16 protein-coding genes are annotated in these 18294 nt (G+C 68.1%); 5 read left to right on the top strand and 11 right to left on the bottom strand.

Annotation, left to right across the window (positions count from 1 at the left end; genetic code table 11):
• Window positions 1-939 carry a quinoprotein relay system zinc metallohydrolase 2 gene (locus tag C664_RS00585; RefSeq protein ID WP_004251316.1) on the top strand — a complete coding sequence of 313 codons (939 nt, stop codon included), beginning with the start codon at window positions 1-3 and terminating at the stop codon, window positions 937-939.
• Between the two features lie 12 nt (window positions 940-951).
• Window positions 952-1836, top strand: a complete 885-nt coding sequence (locus C664_RS00590) for a quinoprotein dehydrogenase-associated SoxYZ-like carrier (RefSeq protein WP_004251319.1) — start codon at window positions 952-954, stop codon at window positions 1834-1836.
• Window positions 1837-1863: 27 nt separating this feature from the next.
• Here the strand turns inward: C664_RS00590 and C664_RS00595 are convergent, their stop codons facing one another.
• On the bottom strand, window positions 1864-2409 hold the full coding sequence (locus C664_RS00595) for a DUF3280 domain-containing protein (protein ID WP_004251322.1): 546 nt from the start codon (window positions 2407-2409) through the stop codon (window positions 1864-1866).
• A 51-nt stretch (window positions 2410-2460) separates the two neighbouring features.
• On the opposite strand from C664_RS00595, the gene C664_RS20500 reads away from it, so the two are divergent.
• Window positions 2461-3411 (top strand): MBL fold metallo-hydrolase, encoded by a 951-nt coding sequence (locus C664_RS20500; RefSeq protein WP_157353845.1) that lies wholly within the window; start codon window positions 2461-2463, stop codon window positions 3409-3411.
• A 27-nt stretch (window positions 3412-3438) separates the two neighbouring features.
• On the opposite strand, the gene C664_RS00605 is transcribed toward C664_RS20500, so the two are convergent.
• The 10 genes from C664_RS00605 to C664_RS00650 all read right to left on the bottom strand — a co-directional run bounded on the left by C664_RS00605 (window position 3439) and on the right by C664_RS00650 (window position 15764).
• The gene (locus tag C664_RS00605; RefSeq protein WP_004251326.1) at window positions 3439-6609 is read right to left on the bottom strand and encodes a bifunctional diguanylate cyclase/phosphodiesterase; all 3171 of its coding nucleotides are present in this window, start codon (window positions 6607-6609) and stop codon (window positions 3439-3441) included.
• Between the two features lie 287 nt (window positions 6610-6896).
• A complete protein-coding gene (locus C664_RS00610; RefSeq protein ID WP_004251330.1) occupies window positions 6897-7445 on the bottom strand; it encodes an SRPBCC family protein in 549 nt (182 codons plus the stop codon).
• Between the two features lie 278 nt (window positions 7446-7723).
• The gene (locus tag C664_RS00615) at window positions 7724-9046 is read right to left on the bottom strand and encodes an IS1182 family transposase (RefSeq protein WP_004251208.1); all 1323 of its coding nucleotides are present in this window, start codon (window positions 9044-9046) and stop codon (window positions 7724-7726) included.
• 74 nt (window positions 9047-9120) lie between these two features.
• Complete coding sequence (locus C664_RS00620; RefSeq protein WP_004251333.1) at window positions 9121-9933, bottom strand: ABC transporter permease; 813 nt, start codon at window positions 9931-9933, stop codon at window positions 9121-9123.
• Between the two features lie 60 nt (window positions 9934-9993).
• Window positions 9994-11175 carry an ABC transporter substrate-binding protein gene (locus C664_RS00625; RefSeq protein ID WP_004251336.1) on the bottom strand — a complete coding sequence of 394 codons (1182 nt, stop codon included), beginning with the start codon at window positions 11173-11175 and terminating at the stop codon, window positions 9994-9996.
• Window positions 11176-11289: 114 nt separating this feature from the next.
• Window positions 11290-12315, bottom strand: a complete 1026-nt coding sequence (locus tag C664_RS00630; RefSeq protein WP_443080569.1) for a PQQ-dependent catabolism-associated beta-propeller protein — start codon at window positions 12313-12315, stop codon at window positions 11290-11292.
• Window positions 12316-12345: 30 nt separating this feature from the next.
• Window positions 12346-13170: an ABC transporter ATP-binding protein gene (locus tag C664_RS00635; RefSeq protein WP_004251341.1), complete on the bottom strand. Its 825-nt coding sequence runs from the start codon at window positions 13168-13170 to the stop codon at window positions 12346-12348.
• Entirely contained in the window at window positions 13157-13939 is a 783-nt protein-coding gene (locus C664_RS00640) for an ABC transporter ATP-binding protein (protein WP_038010570.1), read from the bottom strand. The genes C664_RS00635 and C664_RS00640 overlap by 14 nt, the downstream gene beginning before the upstream one ends.
• Window positions 13940-13941: 2 nt before the next feature.
• Window positions 13942-14745, bottom strand: a complete 804-nt coding sequence (locus C664_RS00645) for an ABC transporter permease (protein WP_051019102.1) — start codon at window positions 14743-14745, stop codon at window positions 13942-13944.
• A 26-nt stretch (window positions 14746-14771) separates the two neighbouring features.
• Window positions 14772-15764 carry an ABC transporter substrate-binding protein gene (locus C664_RS00650; RefSeq protein ID WP_004251348.1) on the bottom strand — a complete coding sequence of 331 codons (993 nt, stop codon included), beginning with the start codon at window positions 15762-15764 and terminating at the stop codon, window positions 14772-14774.
• A gap of 341 nt (window positions 15765-16105) precedes the next feature.
• Between C664_RS00650 and C664_RS00655 the strand changes: the two genes are divergently transcribed.
• The gene (locus C664_RS00655) at window positions 16106-16894 is read left to right on the top strand and encodes a hypothetical protein (RefSeq protein ID WP_004251350.1); all 789 of its coding nucleotides are present in this window, start codon (window positions 16106-16108) and stop codon (window positions 16892-16894) included.
• A gap of 19 nt (window positions 16895-16913) precedes the next feature.
• A complete protein-coding gene (locus C664_RS00660) occupies window positions 16914-18293 on the top strand; it encodes a sensor histidine kinase (protein WP_004251352.1) in 1380 nt (459 codons plus the stop codon).
• Window position 18294 lies beyond the last annotated feature (1 nt).

Here is an 18294-nt window from a genome sequence, read left to right on the forward strand (position 1 = left end):
ATGAACGTGCAGGGCGGGCGGCGGATTCTGCTCCTTGTCGCGGGCCTGCTGCTGGCGTCCGCGTCGGCGCAGGCGGCCCGCGACCTGCCCATGCGCGAAATTGCGCCCGGCGTCTTCGTGCATGAAGGACGGCATGCCGCATGGGGCGAAGCCGAGAACGCGGACGTCGCCAACCTTGGCTTCATCATCGGCGAGCACTGCGTCGCGGTCATCGACACCGGCGGGTCGCCAGCCCTCGGCGAAGCGCTGCTGCGGGCGGTTGCGCAACGGACCACACGGCCCGTGTGCTACGTCATCAACACCCACGTGCATCCCGATCACGTGCTCGGCAATCGCGCCTTCGCCGCAACGGGGGCCGACCGCCCGCAGTTCGTCGGCCATGCGCGCCTCACCGCGGCGCTGACGGCGCGTGCGCCCGCCCACCTTGCCGCGCTCGAGCGCGACTCTGGCGTCCCTCGCGACGTCGGGCTGATCGTCTATCCCGACCTGCAGGTGGCCGACCGTGTGCAACTCGATCTCGGCAATCGCGCGATCGAACTGCGCGCCTGGCCGACGGCGCACACCGACAATGACCTGACGGTCCACGACCCGGCCACAGGCACCCTCTTTGCGGGTGATCTGGTGTTTGTCACCCATCTTCCGGTCGTGGACGGCAAATTGCTTGGCTGGCTGGAGGTGCTCTCCGTACTCGAAGGTCTTCCGGCCGCCCGTGTCGTGCCGGGCCACGGTGCGGTCAGTGCCGACTGGCCCGCAGCGGTCGTGCCGCAGCGCACGTATCTCGAGTCGCTGCGTGACCAGGTGCGGGAGGCGATCCGCGCCGGGCGCACGATTGGCGAGGCGGTGGCGTCGATCCCGGCGCCCGCGGGCTGGCGGCTGGTCGACGCCTTCCACCGTCGCAACGTCACCGCCAGTTTCGCCGAGCTCGAGTGGGAAGACTGACTTGGAGGTCACATGAACGCCCTCACCCTTTTTGGCCCGCTCCGCGCACGCGCGACGCAGCGGCCTCTCTCGCTCGCCGCGGCAGTGGTGCTGCTCGCCCTGTTCCTGCTCGGCACGTTGCCCCATACCGCCGCCGCACAAGGCGCGAATGCCGAGGACCCGGACGCGAGCCCGGTGTGGCAGCAACTGCGTACCAGCCTGTTCCAGCAGCGGCCGATCGCGACCGGCGACGATTCCCAGATCGGCCTCGAAGCCCCGGTGCGGGCGGAGGATGCGGCCATCGTACCGATCTCCGTATCGACCCGCTTCGAGCAGACGCCCGAGCGCTACGTGCGCAAGCTGTGGCTGGTGATCGACAACAACCCCTCGCCCGTCGGCGCGGTGTTCACCTTCACCCCGGACAGCGGCAAGGCCGACATCGAGACGCGCGTGCGGGTGGATGCCTACACGCATGTGCGCGCCATCGCGGAACTGAACACCGGCGAACTGATGATGAGCACCCGCTTCGTCAAGGCCTCGGGCGGCTGCTCGGCGCCGCCGGGCAAGGACCAGGCGGCGGCCATGGCCACGCTGGGCAAGATGCGCTTCCGCGTGGATGGCGACATGCGCGCACGGCAGCCCGTGCTGGCGCAGTTGATGATCAGCCACCCGAACAACTCGGGCCTGGTCATGGACCAGCTCACCCGCCACTTCACGCCGGCGCATTTCGTGCGGCGGATCGACGTGAGCTACGCCGGCAAGCCCATCCTCACGGCAGAGGTGGATTTCTCGATCAGCGAGAATCCCAATTTCCGTTTCTACTTCGTGCCGGAGGGGGAAGGCGAGCTGCGCGCGGAGGTCGTCGATACCGATGACCTGCGCTTCGATACGGCCGTGCGCCTGCAGCCGGGCTCGTGAGCGCAGCTGGACGCGCTGCGGTCCCGGCTACAACCCATAGTCAGGGTTGGCCGCCCGCTTTTCCGCGAAATCGCGCAGCAGGAAGCGCATGCCATGCTCCCAGGCGCGGTCGTTGTTGCCACGGATGTCGACCGACTTGTTCAGCACCACGCGGTCGCTTGCGACCTCGCGCAGTTCGATGTTGATGTTGAGGATCAGATTGCTCACCTTCTGCACCCAGCCGGCGACGACGTACTTCGTCCCCACTGCACGGCCCATCTCGACCTGACAGGCGCCGCAACGATGCATGTGTTCCTGCTGCCGACGCAGTTCCGCGAGGCGCGTGCGTGCCTCGCCAAGCTCGACCACACGGTACAGCCCCCGTTCGGCCAGCCCCTGCGCCAGCATCTCCTCCATGCGCAGGACGCGACGACGCATGTCGGCGGCCTGGCCGGGCTCGACGTGCTCCTCGATGAGGTCGAAGTCGAGCACGGCGAGCGTGGCCTCCGCGGGTTGGGCGCTGACGCTGGTCGGCAAGGCCAGGGCCAGGCTGGCAAGCCAGGGGAGCAGGCGATGGATGGCGGGTCGTGGCATGGGATGAAAGCTCCGTTACGAAGGCCGATCGATGTGCCGCTTGTGATGCGCATGCGGCACGGAGTGTTGCGCTGGCTGGGCGGGACGATGCTCGGGCTGCTTGCTGCGGCCGCATCGGCCGACCTCGTGCGTTCGGTCGAGCTCGCGCCCGGCAACCACGTCCTGATCGGTAGCAGGAATGAGGCCAGCCGGCAGAACCATGGCGAGGTCGGCAACCTTGGCTTCATCGTCGGCGACGACGCCGTGCTCGTGGTCAATGCGGGCACCTCGTACGCCCATGGCCGGCAGCTGCTCGCACGGGTGGCGGAAGCGGCGCCGGGCAGGCGCACGGCCATGCTGGTGCTGACCCAGCCGCTGCCGGAGTTCGTGCTTGGCGCGGCGGCGTTCTCCGATCAGGGGGTTCCGGTCGTGGCAGACGAGGCCGCGGCGAGGCTGCTTTCGCAGCGCTGCGAGCAGTGCCTGGAGAACCTGCGCGCGCTGCTCGGTGACGAGGCAATGGCCGGCACGCGGGTCGTGGCGCCGGATCGTCCGATAGCGGCGGACACACGGATCGAGCTGGGCACGCATCCCGTCGAACTGATTGCCCCGGGCTGGAGCAGCGCGCCCGGCGACCTGATGGTGTTCGATCGCCGCGCCGGGGTGCTCTTTTCCGGCGCAGTCGTTACCGAACGGCGCATCCCGGAAGTACGCGATGCGCGCCTCGACGCATGGCGGGAAACCCTCGCCCGGATTGCGACCCTGTCACCACGCCTCATCGTGCCCGGCTACGGGGCGCCGGGCGACACAGGCTTGCTGAAGGCGCTGGACGGCTACCTCGCGACCCTCGAGCGTTTCGTCGAAGCGCGGCTGAACGACGGCGCATCGCTGCAGGAGACGATCAATGCCGCCGAAACGGATGCGGCTTTCCTGGCCTACCGCGACTGGGCAGGCTACCCGGCCATCCATCGGCGCAATGTCCATCATCGCTACCTCGAGCTCGAGGCGCGCAGCTTCCGGTACTGAGACGGCCTGCCGGGCGCGGGCGAGCGTTCAGGCAGTGGCCACGGCAGCGGCAGCGGCGAAGCGTTCGAACTGGCTCACCGGCATCGGCTTGCCGAACAGGTAGCCCTGGTAGGCGTCGCAGCCGCAGGCCTGCAGGAAGTCGAGCTGCGCCTCCGTCTCCACGCCTTCGGCGATGATCGAGATCCCGAGCACATGGCCCAGGGTCACGATGGTCCGGGCGATGGCGGCGTCACCCGCATCCTCGCAGACGTCGCGCACGAAGGCCTTGTCGATCTTCACCTGGTCGACCGGCAGGCGCTTCAGGTACGAGAGCGACGAATAGCCCGTGCCGAAATCGTCCAGCGCGAACAGCAGCCCGAGCGCCCTGAGCTGCTGCATGCGCTGCACGGCCTCATCGACGCGCTCCAGCACCACGCTTTCGGTCAGCTCGAGTTTCAGTCGCCCCCGGGGAACGTGATGCTCGGCCAGCATGGCCTGCAGTTCGGTCACGAAATCCGGTTCCGCGAACTGGCGGGCGCTGATGTTGATCGCCAGGACGATCTCCGACAGCCGGGGATCGCTCGCCCAGGCGGCGAGCTGCTGGCAGGCCGCGTGCAGGACGAAGCGGCCGATCGGATGAATCAGCCCGGTTTCCTCGGCCAGCGGGATGAAGCGGTCAGTCGGAATGATCCGGCCGTCCTTGTCGATCCAGCGCAGCAGCGCCTCGGCTCCGAGCGTGGTGCCGCCGGCGTCCACCTGCGGCTGATACCACAAGGCCAGGCGCCGCTGTTCGATGGCTTCGCGCAACGCGGCCTCGAGGGCGAGCCGTTCGTTGATCTGGTGCTGCATCGCGGGGTCGAAGAAGCGCGCCGTATTGCGCCCGGCGGCCTTCGCTTCATACAGGGCTACGTCCGCCTGCTTGAGCAGGGCATCGACCTGCTGCCCCTCGCCCTGGAAGATCGTGACGCCGATGCTCGAGGTCGTCAGGTGACGATAGCCGTCGAGGTCGTAGGGCTCGGCGATGACCGCGCGCAGCTTTTCGGCGACCAGGGCCGCCGACGCGGCCGCGAGCCGCGGATCGGTGCTGAGGCGCTCGAGCATCACGACGAACTCGTCGCCGCCGAGCCGCGCCACCGTGTCCTCATTGCGCAGGGCGGCAGTGAGGCGCATGGCGATGTCGGCGAGCAGGCGGTCGCCGACATCGTGCCCCTTGGTGTCGTTGAGCAGCTTGAAGTGGTCGATGTCGAGGAAGAACAGGGCGCAGCATTCATGGCTGCGCTGGCTCGACACGATGGCGTGCTGGATGCGGTCGCCGAGCAGGCGCCGGTTGGGCAGGTTCGTCAGCGCATCGAAGTACGCGAGGCGGTAGATGCGCTCTTCGGTCTCCTTGCGCTCGGTGATGTCGCGGAACGCAGCGACGTAATGGCTGATCGTGCCGTCTGCATCCTTGACGGCGGAAATCGTCACCCATTCCGGGTACACCTCGCCCGACTTGCGCTTGTTCCAGATCTCGCCCGACCACACGCCCGCCTGCGCCAGCTGTTGCCACATCTGGGCGTAGAAGGACGAATCGTGGCGGCCCGAGCGCAGGATGGACGGCGTGCGGCCGATCACCTCCTGCTCGGTGTAACCGGTGATCTCGCTGAAGGCGCGGTTCACCCGCAGGATCACGCCCTGCGTGTCCGTGATGAACAGGCCTTCGTGGCTCTGGAAGGTGGTTGCGGCGATGCGCAGCTCGGCTTCCATCTGCTTGGTCGTGGTGATGTCGGTCACGACGCCGAACCAGGTCACCACGCCCTCGGGATCGCGTTCGGGCAAGGCATCGACCCGTAGCCAGTGGATACGGCCGTCCTCGCGCCGGATGCGGTAGTCGACCTGCCAGCGGATCATCTGCTCTGCGGAGCACGCCATCGAACCGAACAGGCGCTCCTTGTCGTCCTCGAGCATCAGGTCACGGATCAGCAGCGCATCGGCCATCACGGCGTCGGCGGGGACGCCATAGATCGCCATCGCGCCTTCGCTGGCGAACAGGAAGGCGTCCTGGCCCCCGGGTTGGCGGCGGTACTGGAACACCATGCCGGGCACGTTCTGCAGGATCTTGCGCAGGCGGCGGTTCGACACGATCTCGATGGCCTGCGCTTCCTGCTGCTCGATCCTGCCGAGCAGGTCGTTGAACGCGCTGGTCAGCTGCCCGATCTCGTCGTTGTGGCGCACCGGCAGCGCCTGCCGCGGCAGGATGCCCTGCCCCATGTCGCCGAGTCTTGCCGCAGCCGCCTTCAGGGGCCGCAGCTGGCCGCGCACCCACAGCCACGCCAGCCCGCCGACGACGAGCATGATGACGACGGAGCTGAGGGCGATCCGGTGCTGCAGCGCATGGATGGGCGCGAAGGCCTCGCTCGTCGGCAGCACGGACTGCATCAGCCAGCCGGTCGTCGGGATGCGACTCGAGGAGGTCAGCTCCTCCACGCCGCGCGAGCTCACCGCGATCCCCGAGCCTTCGAAGCCCTCGATGTAGCGGTCGTAGATCGGGTTGATGCCCGGCTCGGGACCGGGCTGGAGCGTGCGGCGGCGGTCGGATGAGGCGATGGTGATGCGCGAGACCGGTGCCGTCAGCACGAAGTCACCCGTGAGTCCGTACTTGGCGGTGCTGATCTCGTCGAGGAAATTCGGCTGTTCGAGGTTGATGACGCCGACCATCGTCCCGAGGATCGTGCCGTCGGCTGCAGTGATCGGCACGGCCATCGCGATCACGATGAGACCCGTGCTCTTGCCGTGCAGCGGCTCGGTCACCACGCTGCGGCCGTGCTGCACGACCTCCTCGGTAAAGGCGAATGTGCCGTAGTCGGTGCCGACCTGGATGCGTCCTTCCGGGATGCTGGCGACGGCGATGCCGCGCGCGTCGGTGACGACTACGCCCAGGTTGAACAGTCGCAGCAGCGGCCCCTGCCGCTCGAGCAGGTGAAGCTTGATGCCGTCCCCGCCCTCATCGTCTCGGGTGATCGTGCGCGACAGCTCATGCAGCAGGTCGAGGCGTTCACGGACGGAGCGATCGATCTCGGCCGCGATGAGTGACACGGTCGAGTACTGCTGCGCCGAGATCGCCGCTTCCATGTTGATGCGCAGGTCGCGGCTGACAACCCAGGTCATCGCCAGCAGCGAGAACGCCACGGCGCTGAGTACGCCCAAGGTCAGGCGCGTCCTGAGTGACTTCCGCTCCATCGAGCCTGTTCCATGTTCGCTTCAAAGGGCCGCGATTATCCCACACGCCCCCACACGGTACGCCCTGCGTTCGGCCTTCAGGTGTGACGAGGGTCTCCATCGAGCGCGGATTTGTTGCGACGCGGTCGCGCACGGAAGGATGAAGCGCCCGCAAGCGCGCGAACCGCTTCCAGTGCGCGCCGACGCTTGCAGTCGGACGCCACGCCGGCAGGCTTGTCGCCGAGCGGGGGCCGTGCAGGGCGGGTTGGGCGGTCATGCCGCCCTCCCCCATGGAACCCGCGATGCGCTTACTTCGCGCCTCCTTCGAACTCCGCCTTCAGCGCATCCAGTCCCCCCTGGTAGACGCCGGTGACGGCCTTGATCGCGGCGTCGTCGTTCTGCTCGGGTGGCGGGTCGTTGTTGGGATAGCCGCGGTAGAACGCGCCCTTCCAGGTCACGCGGCTCTTACCCTCGCCCGTCGACTCCACCGACAGGGTCGAGGCGTAGTTGTTCACCGGCAGCACGGCAGGATCGACCTTGGTGATCTTGTACGCGTAGCTCATCCCGGCTGGGTCGTGTCGACGCAGGGCCTCCTCGATCGTCGGCTTGCCTTCGCCCTTCAGCACCAGCACACGTGTGGCCTCGGCCGCGTTGCCGCCGTTGCCGCTGGAACTGGCCACCGCGGGATGCCAGGACATGTCCTGGAAATTGCCGATGCGGGCCCAGACCTTGTCGGCCGGTGCGGCAATGTCGATGCCGAGTTCGACCTTGAGCCGCGATGGCCCGTGTGCGGATGCCGTGCCGGCCAGCGCCGTGCCCAGCACCACCAGCAGGAACTGCCTCTTGCTTACGCCCATTGCTCCTCCGTTCTGGTTGTGTGTCCTCGGGATGTCGACTGCGTCGACATGCGGCATTACGCAAGCGGCGTGCCATTTGACCTGCAGGGGGCGTGTCTCCGGCACGCCTCGGCGGCACGCTAGGAGTCTGCGCGGCAGAACTCCAGAGCGTGTTTTTTAGCAGAACGATTGGCGAACCGAGAGGTGCGGCAAGAGACTGAGGCCGTGGTTAAGTTGCTTTGCGACGTCGCGGCGCGCATGCCGGACGGCAACGGGGACAGGTTTGCCCCCTTTTCCCGTCATGCCGTCCTCAATGTGCTCATCCTGCGCAGGTTCAGCGCCATACAGACGAGCTTCCACTCCGCTTTGACGCGCTCCAGGCCCCGCAGGCTGAACTGCCGGAATCCCAACACGTTCTTGATCCAGCCGTTGGGCGGTTCGGCGATCCATTTCCGTTTTCGGTAGGCGCTCTTGCCCGCCTCGCTCTCGAGCTTGTCGGCCATCTGTGCGGTGTGCGGATTGCGTTCGCGGTCGAAACCGAGTCGGCGCTTGCCTTCCCGGCCCAGCGCCACCACCAGTTCGGTCCCGCACCCGTCGAGTTCCCGGAACGTTTGCTCCGAGCGGTAGCCGGTGTCGGCCAGCGCCTGGCGCGGTCGTTGTTCGACGTTGTCGCGCACGGCCTGCAGTACCCCCGCCAGTTGCCCGGCGTCGCTGGCGTTGTTGGTCAGTTCGGCCGCCACGATGATGTGGGCGGTCTCGTCGACCGCCGTCTGGGCGTTGTAGCTCGGATCGAACCCGCCGCCGGCGCGCTTCATGATGCGGCTGTCCGGATCCGTGAAGTTCTCCTGCGCCTTGTCCTCGGGCACTCCAAAGTCGCGCTTGTAGCGCCCGCCCTTCGGTTTGCCGTCACCGCCGCGCGGGCGACGGTCGTCATCGTCGCTGCGCCCGCGCGCCTGATCGGCCTCGCGCTGGCGCTGCTCGAGCCGCGCCCGGGCTTCAGCAATCGCCGTCAGCCGCGCCTCGCGCCGCGCGATCTCGGCCGGCACATCCAGCTCGGGCTCGTTCCGCTCGGCGTCGTCGGCGGCCTTGGCCCGATTGAGCAGCGCCTCGATCTGCCGTTTCAACTCGGCCTCCGCCTTCACCATATGGCCGTAACTCATCGCCTTGTGGCGGCTGGCGTTTGCCTTGACCTTGGTGCCGTCGATGGCCACCGTCCCGAGCTTGACCAGCCCCATCTCGCGGGCCAGTCGTACCACCTGCACGAACAACTCGCTCAGCTCCTTCAAATGGACAGCGCGAAAGTCGCTCAGCGTGCGGTGGGCCGGGAAGTTGTCTGCCGCCAGGACCCGGAACGCCACATCCTCGTGCAGCTTGCGCGCGATCTTGCGCGAACTGAACACGCCCGTGGCGTACGCATACAGCAGCACCTTGACCATCATGGCCGGATGAAACGGCTGGTTGCGCGGTCCGCCACCGGCATACCGGGCGTGGAACGCGCTCAGGTCCAACCCGTCGACCGCGTCGCTGATGAAGTACGCCAAGTGGCCTTCGGGTAGCCACTCCTGCAGCGCCTGGGGCAGCAGCATCTGCTGCTGCGGGCAATAGGGCAGATAGCTCGTCATCTCGACAGTCTACCGGCCCCGAAACGCCCGGGAGGACTTAACTCACCGACGCTTGGCTTCTGCCGCGCAGACTCCTAGCCGGGCTTGCCGCCACTGCGCTTGAGCATGCCGCGCTGCGGGTCGTAACCCCAGGCCGCCAGCGTGAAGAAGGCCGCCAGGCAGCCGGCGACGACGGCCAGCGATTGCAGCGACCACTGGCCGTAGAGCGCGAAACGCACGGCCTCGACGGCGTGGGTGAACGGGTTCCAGGTGGCGAGGAAATGGATCACCGTGGCGCCGGACTCCTCGAGCTTCCACAGCGGGTACAGCGCAGGCGACAGGAAGAACATCGGGAAGATCACGAAGTTCATGGTGCCGGCGAAGTTCTCCAGTTGCTTCACATGCACGGACAGCAGCAGGCCGAGCGCACCCAGCATCATCCCCGCAAGTACGAGCACCGGCAGCGCGTACAGCCAGCCCGACAGGGGCACGCCGACATCGAACAGCGCGGCGATGATCAGGAAGACGTAGGCCTGCAGTACCGACAGCAGCGTGCCGGCCAGCAGCTTGCAGAACAGCAGGTACCAGCGTGGCAGCGGCGCGGTCAGCAACAGCCGCATCACCCCCATCTCGCGGTCGTAGACCATGGCCAGCGAAGACTGCATGCCGTTGAAGAGCAGCACCATGCCGAGCAGGCCGGGCACGATGTAGGTCTGGTACGGGACGTAGGTCTCGTAGGGCGGGATGATCGACACACCGAACACGTTCTGGAAGCCCGCGGCGAACACCACCAGCCACAGCAGCGGTCGCACCAGTGCCGACGCCAGCCGCCCGCCCTGACGGAGGAACTTGGCGACTTCGCGGCTGGTGACGGCCTGCAGGGCGAGCAGCGCATGGCGCGGGTTCATCGGGCGACTCCGGCGGGTTTGGTGAGGGATCGGATGCTCGGGTGTGGCGTCACGTGTCGGTTACGGCTTGCACTGGCTGTCACGCTGGTCGAAGCCGAGGGTGTCCATGTTGTTGGTCTGATGCAGAAAGCCCTGGATCGGTGCGCGCTCGACAACCGCGTTGTGGGTAGCGAGCAGGATGGGCTGGCGCAACTGGCGGTCCCAGGGGCGGAAGCCCAGCTTGTTGCCCTTGAAGCCATCGATGGTGATCTCGTCGCCGGCGAGGTAGGCGACCTGCTGCGCGAAGGGGGCGTTGTTGGTCCGCACCACCGATTCGACGACCGCCTTCACGGCGATCCATGCGGCCCAGTCCCCGCTGCCGGGATGGCGGCCGCCTTGCTTGACCATGCGGCTGGTGAGTTGCGGCGCGCCGTGGCGCTCCCAAACCCAGTGCCAGGCTTCGGCCACCAGCCCTTCGGCGCCCACCACCGGACGCGGCAGCACCGTGCGGTAGGGCACGCCGCGGGCGAACTCGCCGTCCGAATCGGCGACGAAGATTGCGTCATAGTCCTTGCCGGCGGTGAGCAGCGCGACGTTACCCTGCTCGCGCTGGCGCGGATCGTTGCTCAGCACGAACTGGCGCTTGTCGACGATCTTGATGCCGAGCCGCCGGGCCGAGTTCTCGAAGGCCGCCGAGATCAGCTTGTCGTCGGCCAGCGGGCCTTCGAGCAGCAGCACCGAACGCCACTTGCGCGACACGAGGTACTGGGCCATTGCGTCGGACTGCATGGCGTGGTTCGGCAGGGTGTGGAACAGATGGGGCTGGCATTGGGCCTGGCGCAGCGCATCGTCAGCCGCCGACACGTTGAACAGCACCATCTCGCTGCCGCGCGTGGCCTTCGCCAGCTCGGCGACGACGGCACCCGGCGCGTCGACCAGGAAGTAGCGCACGCCGGTAGCCTGCAACCGCTTGGCCTCGGCGATCAGCGCGGCGGCGTCCGCCCCTTTCGCGCGCTCGAGCGCGAACTCGAGCTTCAGCGCCTGGCCGACGAAACGCGCTTCGCGCAGGGCCACTTCGGCGCCGACGACCGGCGAGCCAAACGGCTGCGACAGCGTACGGAAGAAGGTGCGCTTGTCGTCGTAGGCGGGGTTGCGGTCGAGTTCGAGGAAAGCAAAGCGGACGGTTTCGGCGGCAGCCGGCAGGCTGGCGCACAGGGTGGCCGCGGCGAAGGCGCTGGCGTGGAGCAGTCGGCGGAGAGACATGGTGCGGCCTCTGGGCAGGTCGTTGGAGGTGCGGGCGCGTTTGCAGCCCGGTGTCGGCGATGGGAGCCCCGCACCGCAGCCGCCAAGCGGGCTGCGGTGCGGGACATACGCAGGTCAGTCGTCGATCACCGCGGTGTGCGGCACGCGGCCGACCGGCACCGACTTGATCACCTTGCTGCTCTTGGTGTCGATGATGGAAACGTCGTCCGACAGGCCGTTGACCACGAACAGCAGGCTTTCATCGCGGTTCAGCGTCGCACCCCAGGCGCGCTGGCCGACCAGCACGTAGTCCTTGACCGCGCGGCTGGCGACGTCGACCACGGCGAAGTGGTTGGCGCGGCCGAGCGTCACGTAGGCCGTCTTGCCGTCGCGCGTCATCGTGATGCCGACCGGCGTCACGTCGTCGGCGCGGAAGCCCTTGGGCGTGAAGGAGACGGTGCCCTTGATCGCGTCCTTGACGCCGTCGAGGATGGTGACCGAGCCGCCGAGTTCGTTCGTCACCCAGACCTCGCTGCCGTCCGGCGTGGCGGCGAAGCGGCGCGGACGGTTGCCGACGACGATGTTGGCCTTGACCTCGTTGGTGGCGGTGTCGATGACGTGCACCATGTTGGCCACTTCGGAGGTGACGTAGAGCTTCCTGCCGTCGGGGCTGATCATCACGCCCTCGGGCTCCTCGCCCACCTCGATCTCGGCCAGGACCTTGTTGGCGGCGATGTCGATCACCGACACCTTGGCGTCTTCCTCGTTCGAGACGTAGAAGCGGCTGCCGTCCTTGCTCAGGTCGAACATCTCGGGGTCCTCGCCGACGTCCACCGAGCGCTCGACCGCAAGTCTGGCGATGTCGATGATATCGACCCGCTCCGAGTTGGACGCGATGACGTAGAGCTTGTCGCGCGCCGCGTTGAGCTTCATGTCGCGCGGACGCTCGCCGGTCGCGATGGTCTTCACCACGGCGTGGGTCTTGCCGTCCAGCACCGTCACCGCGTTGTCGTTCTCGCTGCTGACGAAGATGTAGCCGGTGTCCTTGGCCACGGCGGTACCCAGGGGCAGCGAGAGCAGCAGCCCGGTGGCCAGTGCGCCGGCGATGCGTTTCAGGGAGGGGGCGGATTGTTCATGGCTCATTGTGATTGTCTCCTCGATGGTGGTACTTCTTCGGGTGTTGCCGTGGTCCTACTCCAAACTTGGGGTGGCGGCTTCGGTGCCTCCCGTCATCTGCAGGAAGGCCGCAGCGAGCGAGTCGGCGCCGGTGGCGTCGACCAGTGCCTGCGGCGACCCTTCCGCCAGAATCTTTCCCTTGTGCAGCACGATCACGCGATCGGCCGCCTCGGCTTCATCGACCAGATGCGAGGCCCACAGCACGGCGACGCCGTTCGCGCGCAGGGCCAGCACCTCGTTCAGCAGGTGGCGTCGTGAGGCCGGGTCCAGACCCACCGTGGCTTCGTCCATCAGCAGCACGGCCGGACGGTGGATCAGCGCCCGCGCCAGTTCCACCTTGCGCCGGTTGCCGCCGGACAGTTCGCGGACACGGTCGTGCGCGCGTTCGGCCAGACCCAGGCTCTGCAAGGCGTCAGCGATGCGGGCCTGGCTATCCGCGCGCCCCAGCCCGTGCAGGCGGGCGTGGAAGACGAGGTTGGCCTCCACCGTCAGGTCCAGATCGAGCGTCATCTGCTGGAAGACGACGCCGATGCGGCCGAGCGCCCTCACCGGCGCGTGCCGCATGTCGTGGCCGCACACGCGCACCTGGCCGGTGTCGGCGTTGAACAGCCCGGTCAGCAACTGGAACAGCGTGCTCTTTCCCGCCCCGTTCGGCCCCAGCAGGGCGACGAACTCTCCCGGGCCGACGGCCAGGCTGACGCCCTTGAGCGCCTCCCGCGGGCCATAGGACTTGCGCACGTCCTCGACCTGCAGCAGCCAGTCGTTGCGCGGCCTCGCACCCGGACCTGCAACGGAGGCAGACGCGTGGTCGGCTGCGGAACGGTGTTCAGGGCGGGTCAAGGCTTGCCTCCTCGCTTGTGGTGTCCGGCTTGTTGACCAGGCCCGCCAGCAACTCCGGATGCCGCTCGAGCACCCGCTGCTGCAGCGCGTGAACGGCGGGATCCCCGGGGCTGCGTGGCCGTTCGAGCCCGACCGGCAATTCGAGCACCACCCGCGCCGGCGCGCCCGACAGGAACAACACGCGGTCGCCGAGTGCGAGCGCTTCGCGCAGGTCGTGGGTCACGAACAGCACCGTGGTCTGGCGTTCGCGCCAGATGTCGATCAGCATCGCGCGCAGGCGGTCGGCGGTCGGCGCATCGAGCGATACGAAGGGCTCGTCCATCAGCAGCAGCCGCGGTTCGATGACGAAGGCGCGGGCCAGCGCGACGCGGCGCTGCATGCCGCCGGACAAACGCCCCGGGAAGGCGTCGAGCACGTCGCCGAGTTCCATCGCCGCCAGCAGGCGCCGCGCCCGTTCCGGACCCTCGGGGTCGTCGCCCAGCACCAGCCGCACGTTGTCGAGCACGGTCAGCCAGGGCATCAGCCGCGGCTCCTGGAACATGAAGCCGACGCCGCCGGCGGGCGGCCGGCCGTCGAGCGCGATCCGCCCCTGGAACTCCGCATCCAGTCCGCCCACCAGGTTGAGCAGCGTGCTCTTGCCGCAGCCCGAGGGACCGACGACACAGGCGAATTCGCCCGGGCGCACCCGCATGCGCAGGGCTTCGAGCGCCAGGTGGGGCTGGCCGCCGCGATCGGGGTAGGTCTTGCGCGCGATGTCGATCTCGAGCACGGTCAGCCCCTCCACCGCGTCACGCGCCGTTCCAGCCGGCGCAGCACAAGCGCCTCGACCAGCAGCACGATGGCCGCGAACACCAGGGTGTAGGCGAGGATGCCGGTGATGTCGAAGAACTGGAAGAACACGTTGAGCTGGAAGCCGATGCCGTTGCTGCGGCCGAGCAACTCGACCACCAGCACGATCTTCCAGATCAGCGACAGGCCCGAACGCGCGGCCGCCATCAGGTAGGGCTGCAGCTGCGGCAGATAGACCTTCGTGAAGGTTCGCCAGCGTGACAGGCGGTAGGCGCGCGCCACCTGCATCAGGCGCGGATCGACCGCGCGCGCACCCTCGCGCACCGTGACCACGACCGTCGGGATCTTGTTGATGGCGACGGCGATGATGGCGGCAGTGTCGTTGAGGCCGAACCACACGTAGCACAGGATGATGGTCACCAGCGCCGGGATGTTGAGCCCGAGCACGAGCCAGCCGTCGAGGAACAGGTCGAGCCGGCGCCAGTGGCCCATGGCAATGCCGATGGCGGTGCCGATCAGCATGGCTGCGCCGAAGCTGATGACGACGCGCGACAGCGTGGTGACGAGGTGCTGCGGCAGCGCGAGCGAGACGGTCTCGGCCACGATGCGCTCGAACACCGTGAGCGGCGGCGGCAGCGTCGAGGTGTCGGCGGCGAGCGCAGCCACATGCCAGACGAGCACGAAGACCAGCAGCGATGCAAATCGGGTCAGCGCATCCCTGCGGGCAGGCGGGGATGCGCTGGCGCTTTCCTGTGCGCTGGCCCTCTTGTGCGGATGGGCTGACATGCGGGGTCCGTACTGTGCCTTGACCGTCACCGATCCGCGCGCTCCGTCCAGAATGTGCCCGTCGCCAGGGTGCGCGCATTGCCCACCAGGGCGGCGCCGCCTTCCGCGGCGAGGATGTCGAACACCTTGCGTGCCACCGCCTCGGCTTCGCCCATCGTGGCGGCGGGAATGCCGGCCCGGTAGCCCTCGCGCAGTGCGACGAAGGTGGCGTCGTCGTCGACCTTCATCGACGCACGCAGCGCCAGCCAGGCCTCGTCGGATTCGCGCAGCAGGCGTTTCGTCTCCGCCGACGCCTGCAGGAAACCACGGATCAGGGCCGGATTGCTGGCCGCCCATTGCTCGCGGAACACCCAGCCCACCAGCGGCAACTCGGCCTTGACGTCGAGCGTCGCGAGGATCTCTTCCATGCTGAGCAGCGGCACCATGCCCGCGGCCTGCAGCCGAGCGGCGTAGTGCCAGAAGTTGAGACCGGCGGGCAGTTCGCCCTTGAACATCAGTTCGTTGAGCAGCGGCGGCGCGACGAAGTCGGGCTTGAGCCACGTGGCCGCATCCTCGCCCACCGTGCGCCGTGCGTAGGCGCGCAGCAGCAGCCAGCTCTTGTCGAGCGGGCCGCCCGCGATGCCGAGGCGTTTGCCGCGCAGGTCGGCAAAGCCGGTGATGCCGGCGTCGGGCCTCACCATGATGCCGCCCACTGCGAGCGAGTACGGCACGAAGGTGAAATCGCGCCCTTCCGCACGCTGGCGTGCGACCCAGATCCAGTCGTTCACGATGACGTCGACCGCGCTGCCGAGCATGGCGACGTTGGCCGCGTCCTTCAGCGCCAGCGGCACGACCTGCAGGCGGATGCCGGCCCGAGTGTCGAGCCCCGCACGCTGCATGGCCTCGAGTTCCCAGCTGACCGTGCCGAACTGCAGCACGCCGACGCGGATCGTCGGCAGTTCCGCGGCGCGCGATGATGTCGCGCTGAACGCGCAGACCATCGCCAGCATGGCCAGCCAGACCCGAAACATCGTGCGCATGCCCCCTCCCGGATTCGTGTCCTCGGCTCTGGCGCACTGGATACGGCGCCGGCCCCTGGCTGCATATAGCAGTAAACGTGCCGAAAGGCGCGCCGGGCCGTGTTTTCGGGCAGATCAGCGCGGGTTTTTGTCGTCTGGCCGGACTGTTGCGAAGCCGTGCCTGCTTCGATTGGGAGCAGGTGTTCAATCCTGAAACAGCCAGCCGGCTGCTCCATGCTCCGCCGACGCATGTGCGATGACCGATCGCTGCGGCACGAAATCTGCATCGTCGTCGCTGCGACCGCTACAGGCAGCTCCAGCAGGGCGTGGGTCGCGACCCCGGTCACAGGACGACCCGCAACATGAGCCGAGCAGATCAAACCGAGCACGTCGCAGAATCGGGTTTCCCGGCGCCTCTCGCTGCCGGCGACGTGCTCGATGCCGAGCATGAGCGCCTGCTTGCGTTCTCGATGCCGGCCATGGAAAGCCTGCATCAGCAACTGGCCAGCCCCTCCCTCACGGTGCTCCTTGCAGACCGGCAGGGCTTCGTCCTCGGCGTGGTCGGCCCCCAGCACCGGGAGCCGCCCTTCAGCCGGGAGCCGTCGGCCGGCGCGACCGACGGCTTCGGGGGGCGCCCCGGCGTGGATGCGGACGATGCGGAGTCGGGCACCTTTGCCGTCTTTGCGGGCAACCGGATCGTCATGGGCATCACGGCGCCCATCCTCGCACCGTTGGGCGGGGTGCTCGGCATCCTCGATCTGTCGGCCGCCCCCTTCGACAACCTGAGCCATGCCGGCGCCCTGCTGCAGACGACCGCCGGCATCATCGAGCACAGGCTGATCGAGAGCGACGAACGCGGGTTCCTGATGCTCCGTTTCCATACGCACCCCGGGGTGCTGGGTAGCCCGCTCGAGGCGCTGGCGGTCTTCGATCACGACAGCCGCCTGGTGGTTGGCAACCGCGTTGCACGCACCCTGCTCGAGATCGACGAGCGGCGCGCCAGCCTGCGGTGTCCGGACTGTTTCGATGCGCCCTGGCCCGGGCTCGTGGGGCAGGCCGCGCTCGCGCAGTCCGAGCCCTTCGTCCTGCGGACCTGCGGTGGCGGGCGCTTCTTTGCCCGTGCCAGCCTGCGGCCGAAGGCGGCGGCATGAACCCTGCTTCTGACTGATCATGAACGTGCGCTTCCGTCTCTCCTCGCCCGCAGGGATCTCACTGCGCAGCCGGGTCGTCCTGGTCCTGACGGCCCTGCTCGTCCTCGTCCTCGTGGTCGGCAGCATCGCCTGGGTGCGCGAGACCCGGCACGCGATCCAGGAAGAGATCCAGGCGGCAAGCCGCGTCGCCGAGCAGTGGCTGATCGTGCTGGTCGACGAGACGGTGCGTGACGGCGACGAGGGGCTGGCACGGCTGATGTCCCACCTGAGTGCAGTCGGCCGTGTTCGCGCGAACCAGTTGGAGGTGTTCGGCCCGGAGGGCGAGTTGCGCTACGTGTCCCCCGCGCCGACCTACAAGGCGGGCCGCTTCGCGCCGTCCTGGTTCGCCGAGCTGCTGACGCCTGAACTGGCCACCCGCGATTACGCCGCCGGCGAACTTCAGATCCGGATGGTGCCTGACGCATCGCGCGCAGTGCTCGATGCATGGGACAACGTCGTGGCCGGATTCGGCTGGGCCTGCGCGCTGCTGGTGTTCGGCTGGGTCGTCAGCCGCGCGGCGCTGGATCGCGCGCTCGCCCCGCTTGCGCAGATTCGGGATGCGCTCGTCCGCGGTGCCGAAGGCGACTTCCAGACCCGGTTGCCAGCCTACCCGGTCGCCGAGGTCGACCTGCTGGCGCGCAGCTACAACCGGCTCGCCGACAGCCTCGACAGCACGCGCGCGCAGAATGCCCGCCTCGAACAGGACCAGGCCTTCTCCCGCGAACTGCATGCGCGCCTCGAGGAGGAGCGCCGCGTCATTGCGCGCGAGCTGCACGACGAGCTGGGCCAGTCGATCACCGCCGTGCGCGCGATTGCCGGCGCCATCATGCAGCGCAGCGAGCAGCTGCCGCCCATCCACGGCAGCGCCCAGGCCATCCTGGCGATGACCGGGCAGATGCAGGATGGCGTGCGCTCCATCCTGCAGCGCCTGCGACCTGGCAGCGCGGTGGCTGATGTCGCCATCGCCGACGCGGTGCGCGACTACTGTTCGCTGTGGTCCAATCACCACCCTGGCGTTCAGGTGGTGCTGGACCTTGCGACCCTGAACGCACCCGTCCCCGAGAAGCTGGCCCTGACCGTGCTGCGCCTGCTGCAGGAAAGCCTGACCAACGTCGCCCGGCACGCGGGGGCGACACAGGTCGAGGTGAGCCTGAAGCGCATCGGTGCGATGCTCGAACTGCGGGTGCGCGACAACGGGCGCGGGTTTTCGGGCGCGGCTGCGCCGGACCGTTTTGGCGTGCTGGGAATGCGGGAGCGCGTCAGCGAACTGCATGGCGAGCTGTATTTCGAATCGCCCCCGAGCGGTGGGCTCAGCGTGTGTGCCCGCCTGCCCCATCGGGACCGCACACAGGAGACTTGAG

Source organism: Thauera sp. 63, from assembly GCF_000310165.2.
GTDB lineage: Bacteria > Pseudomonadota > Gammaproteobacteria > Burkholderiales > Rhodocyclaceae > Thauera > Thauera humireducens.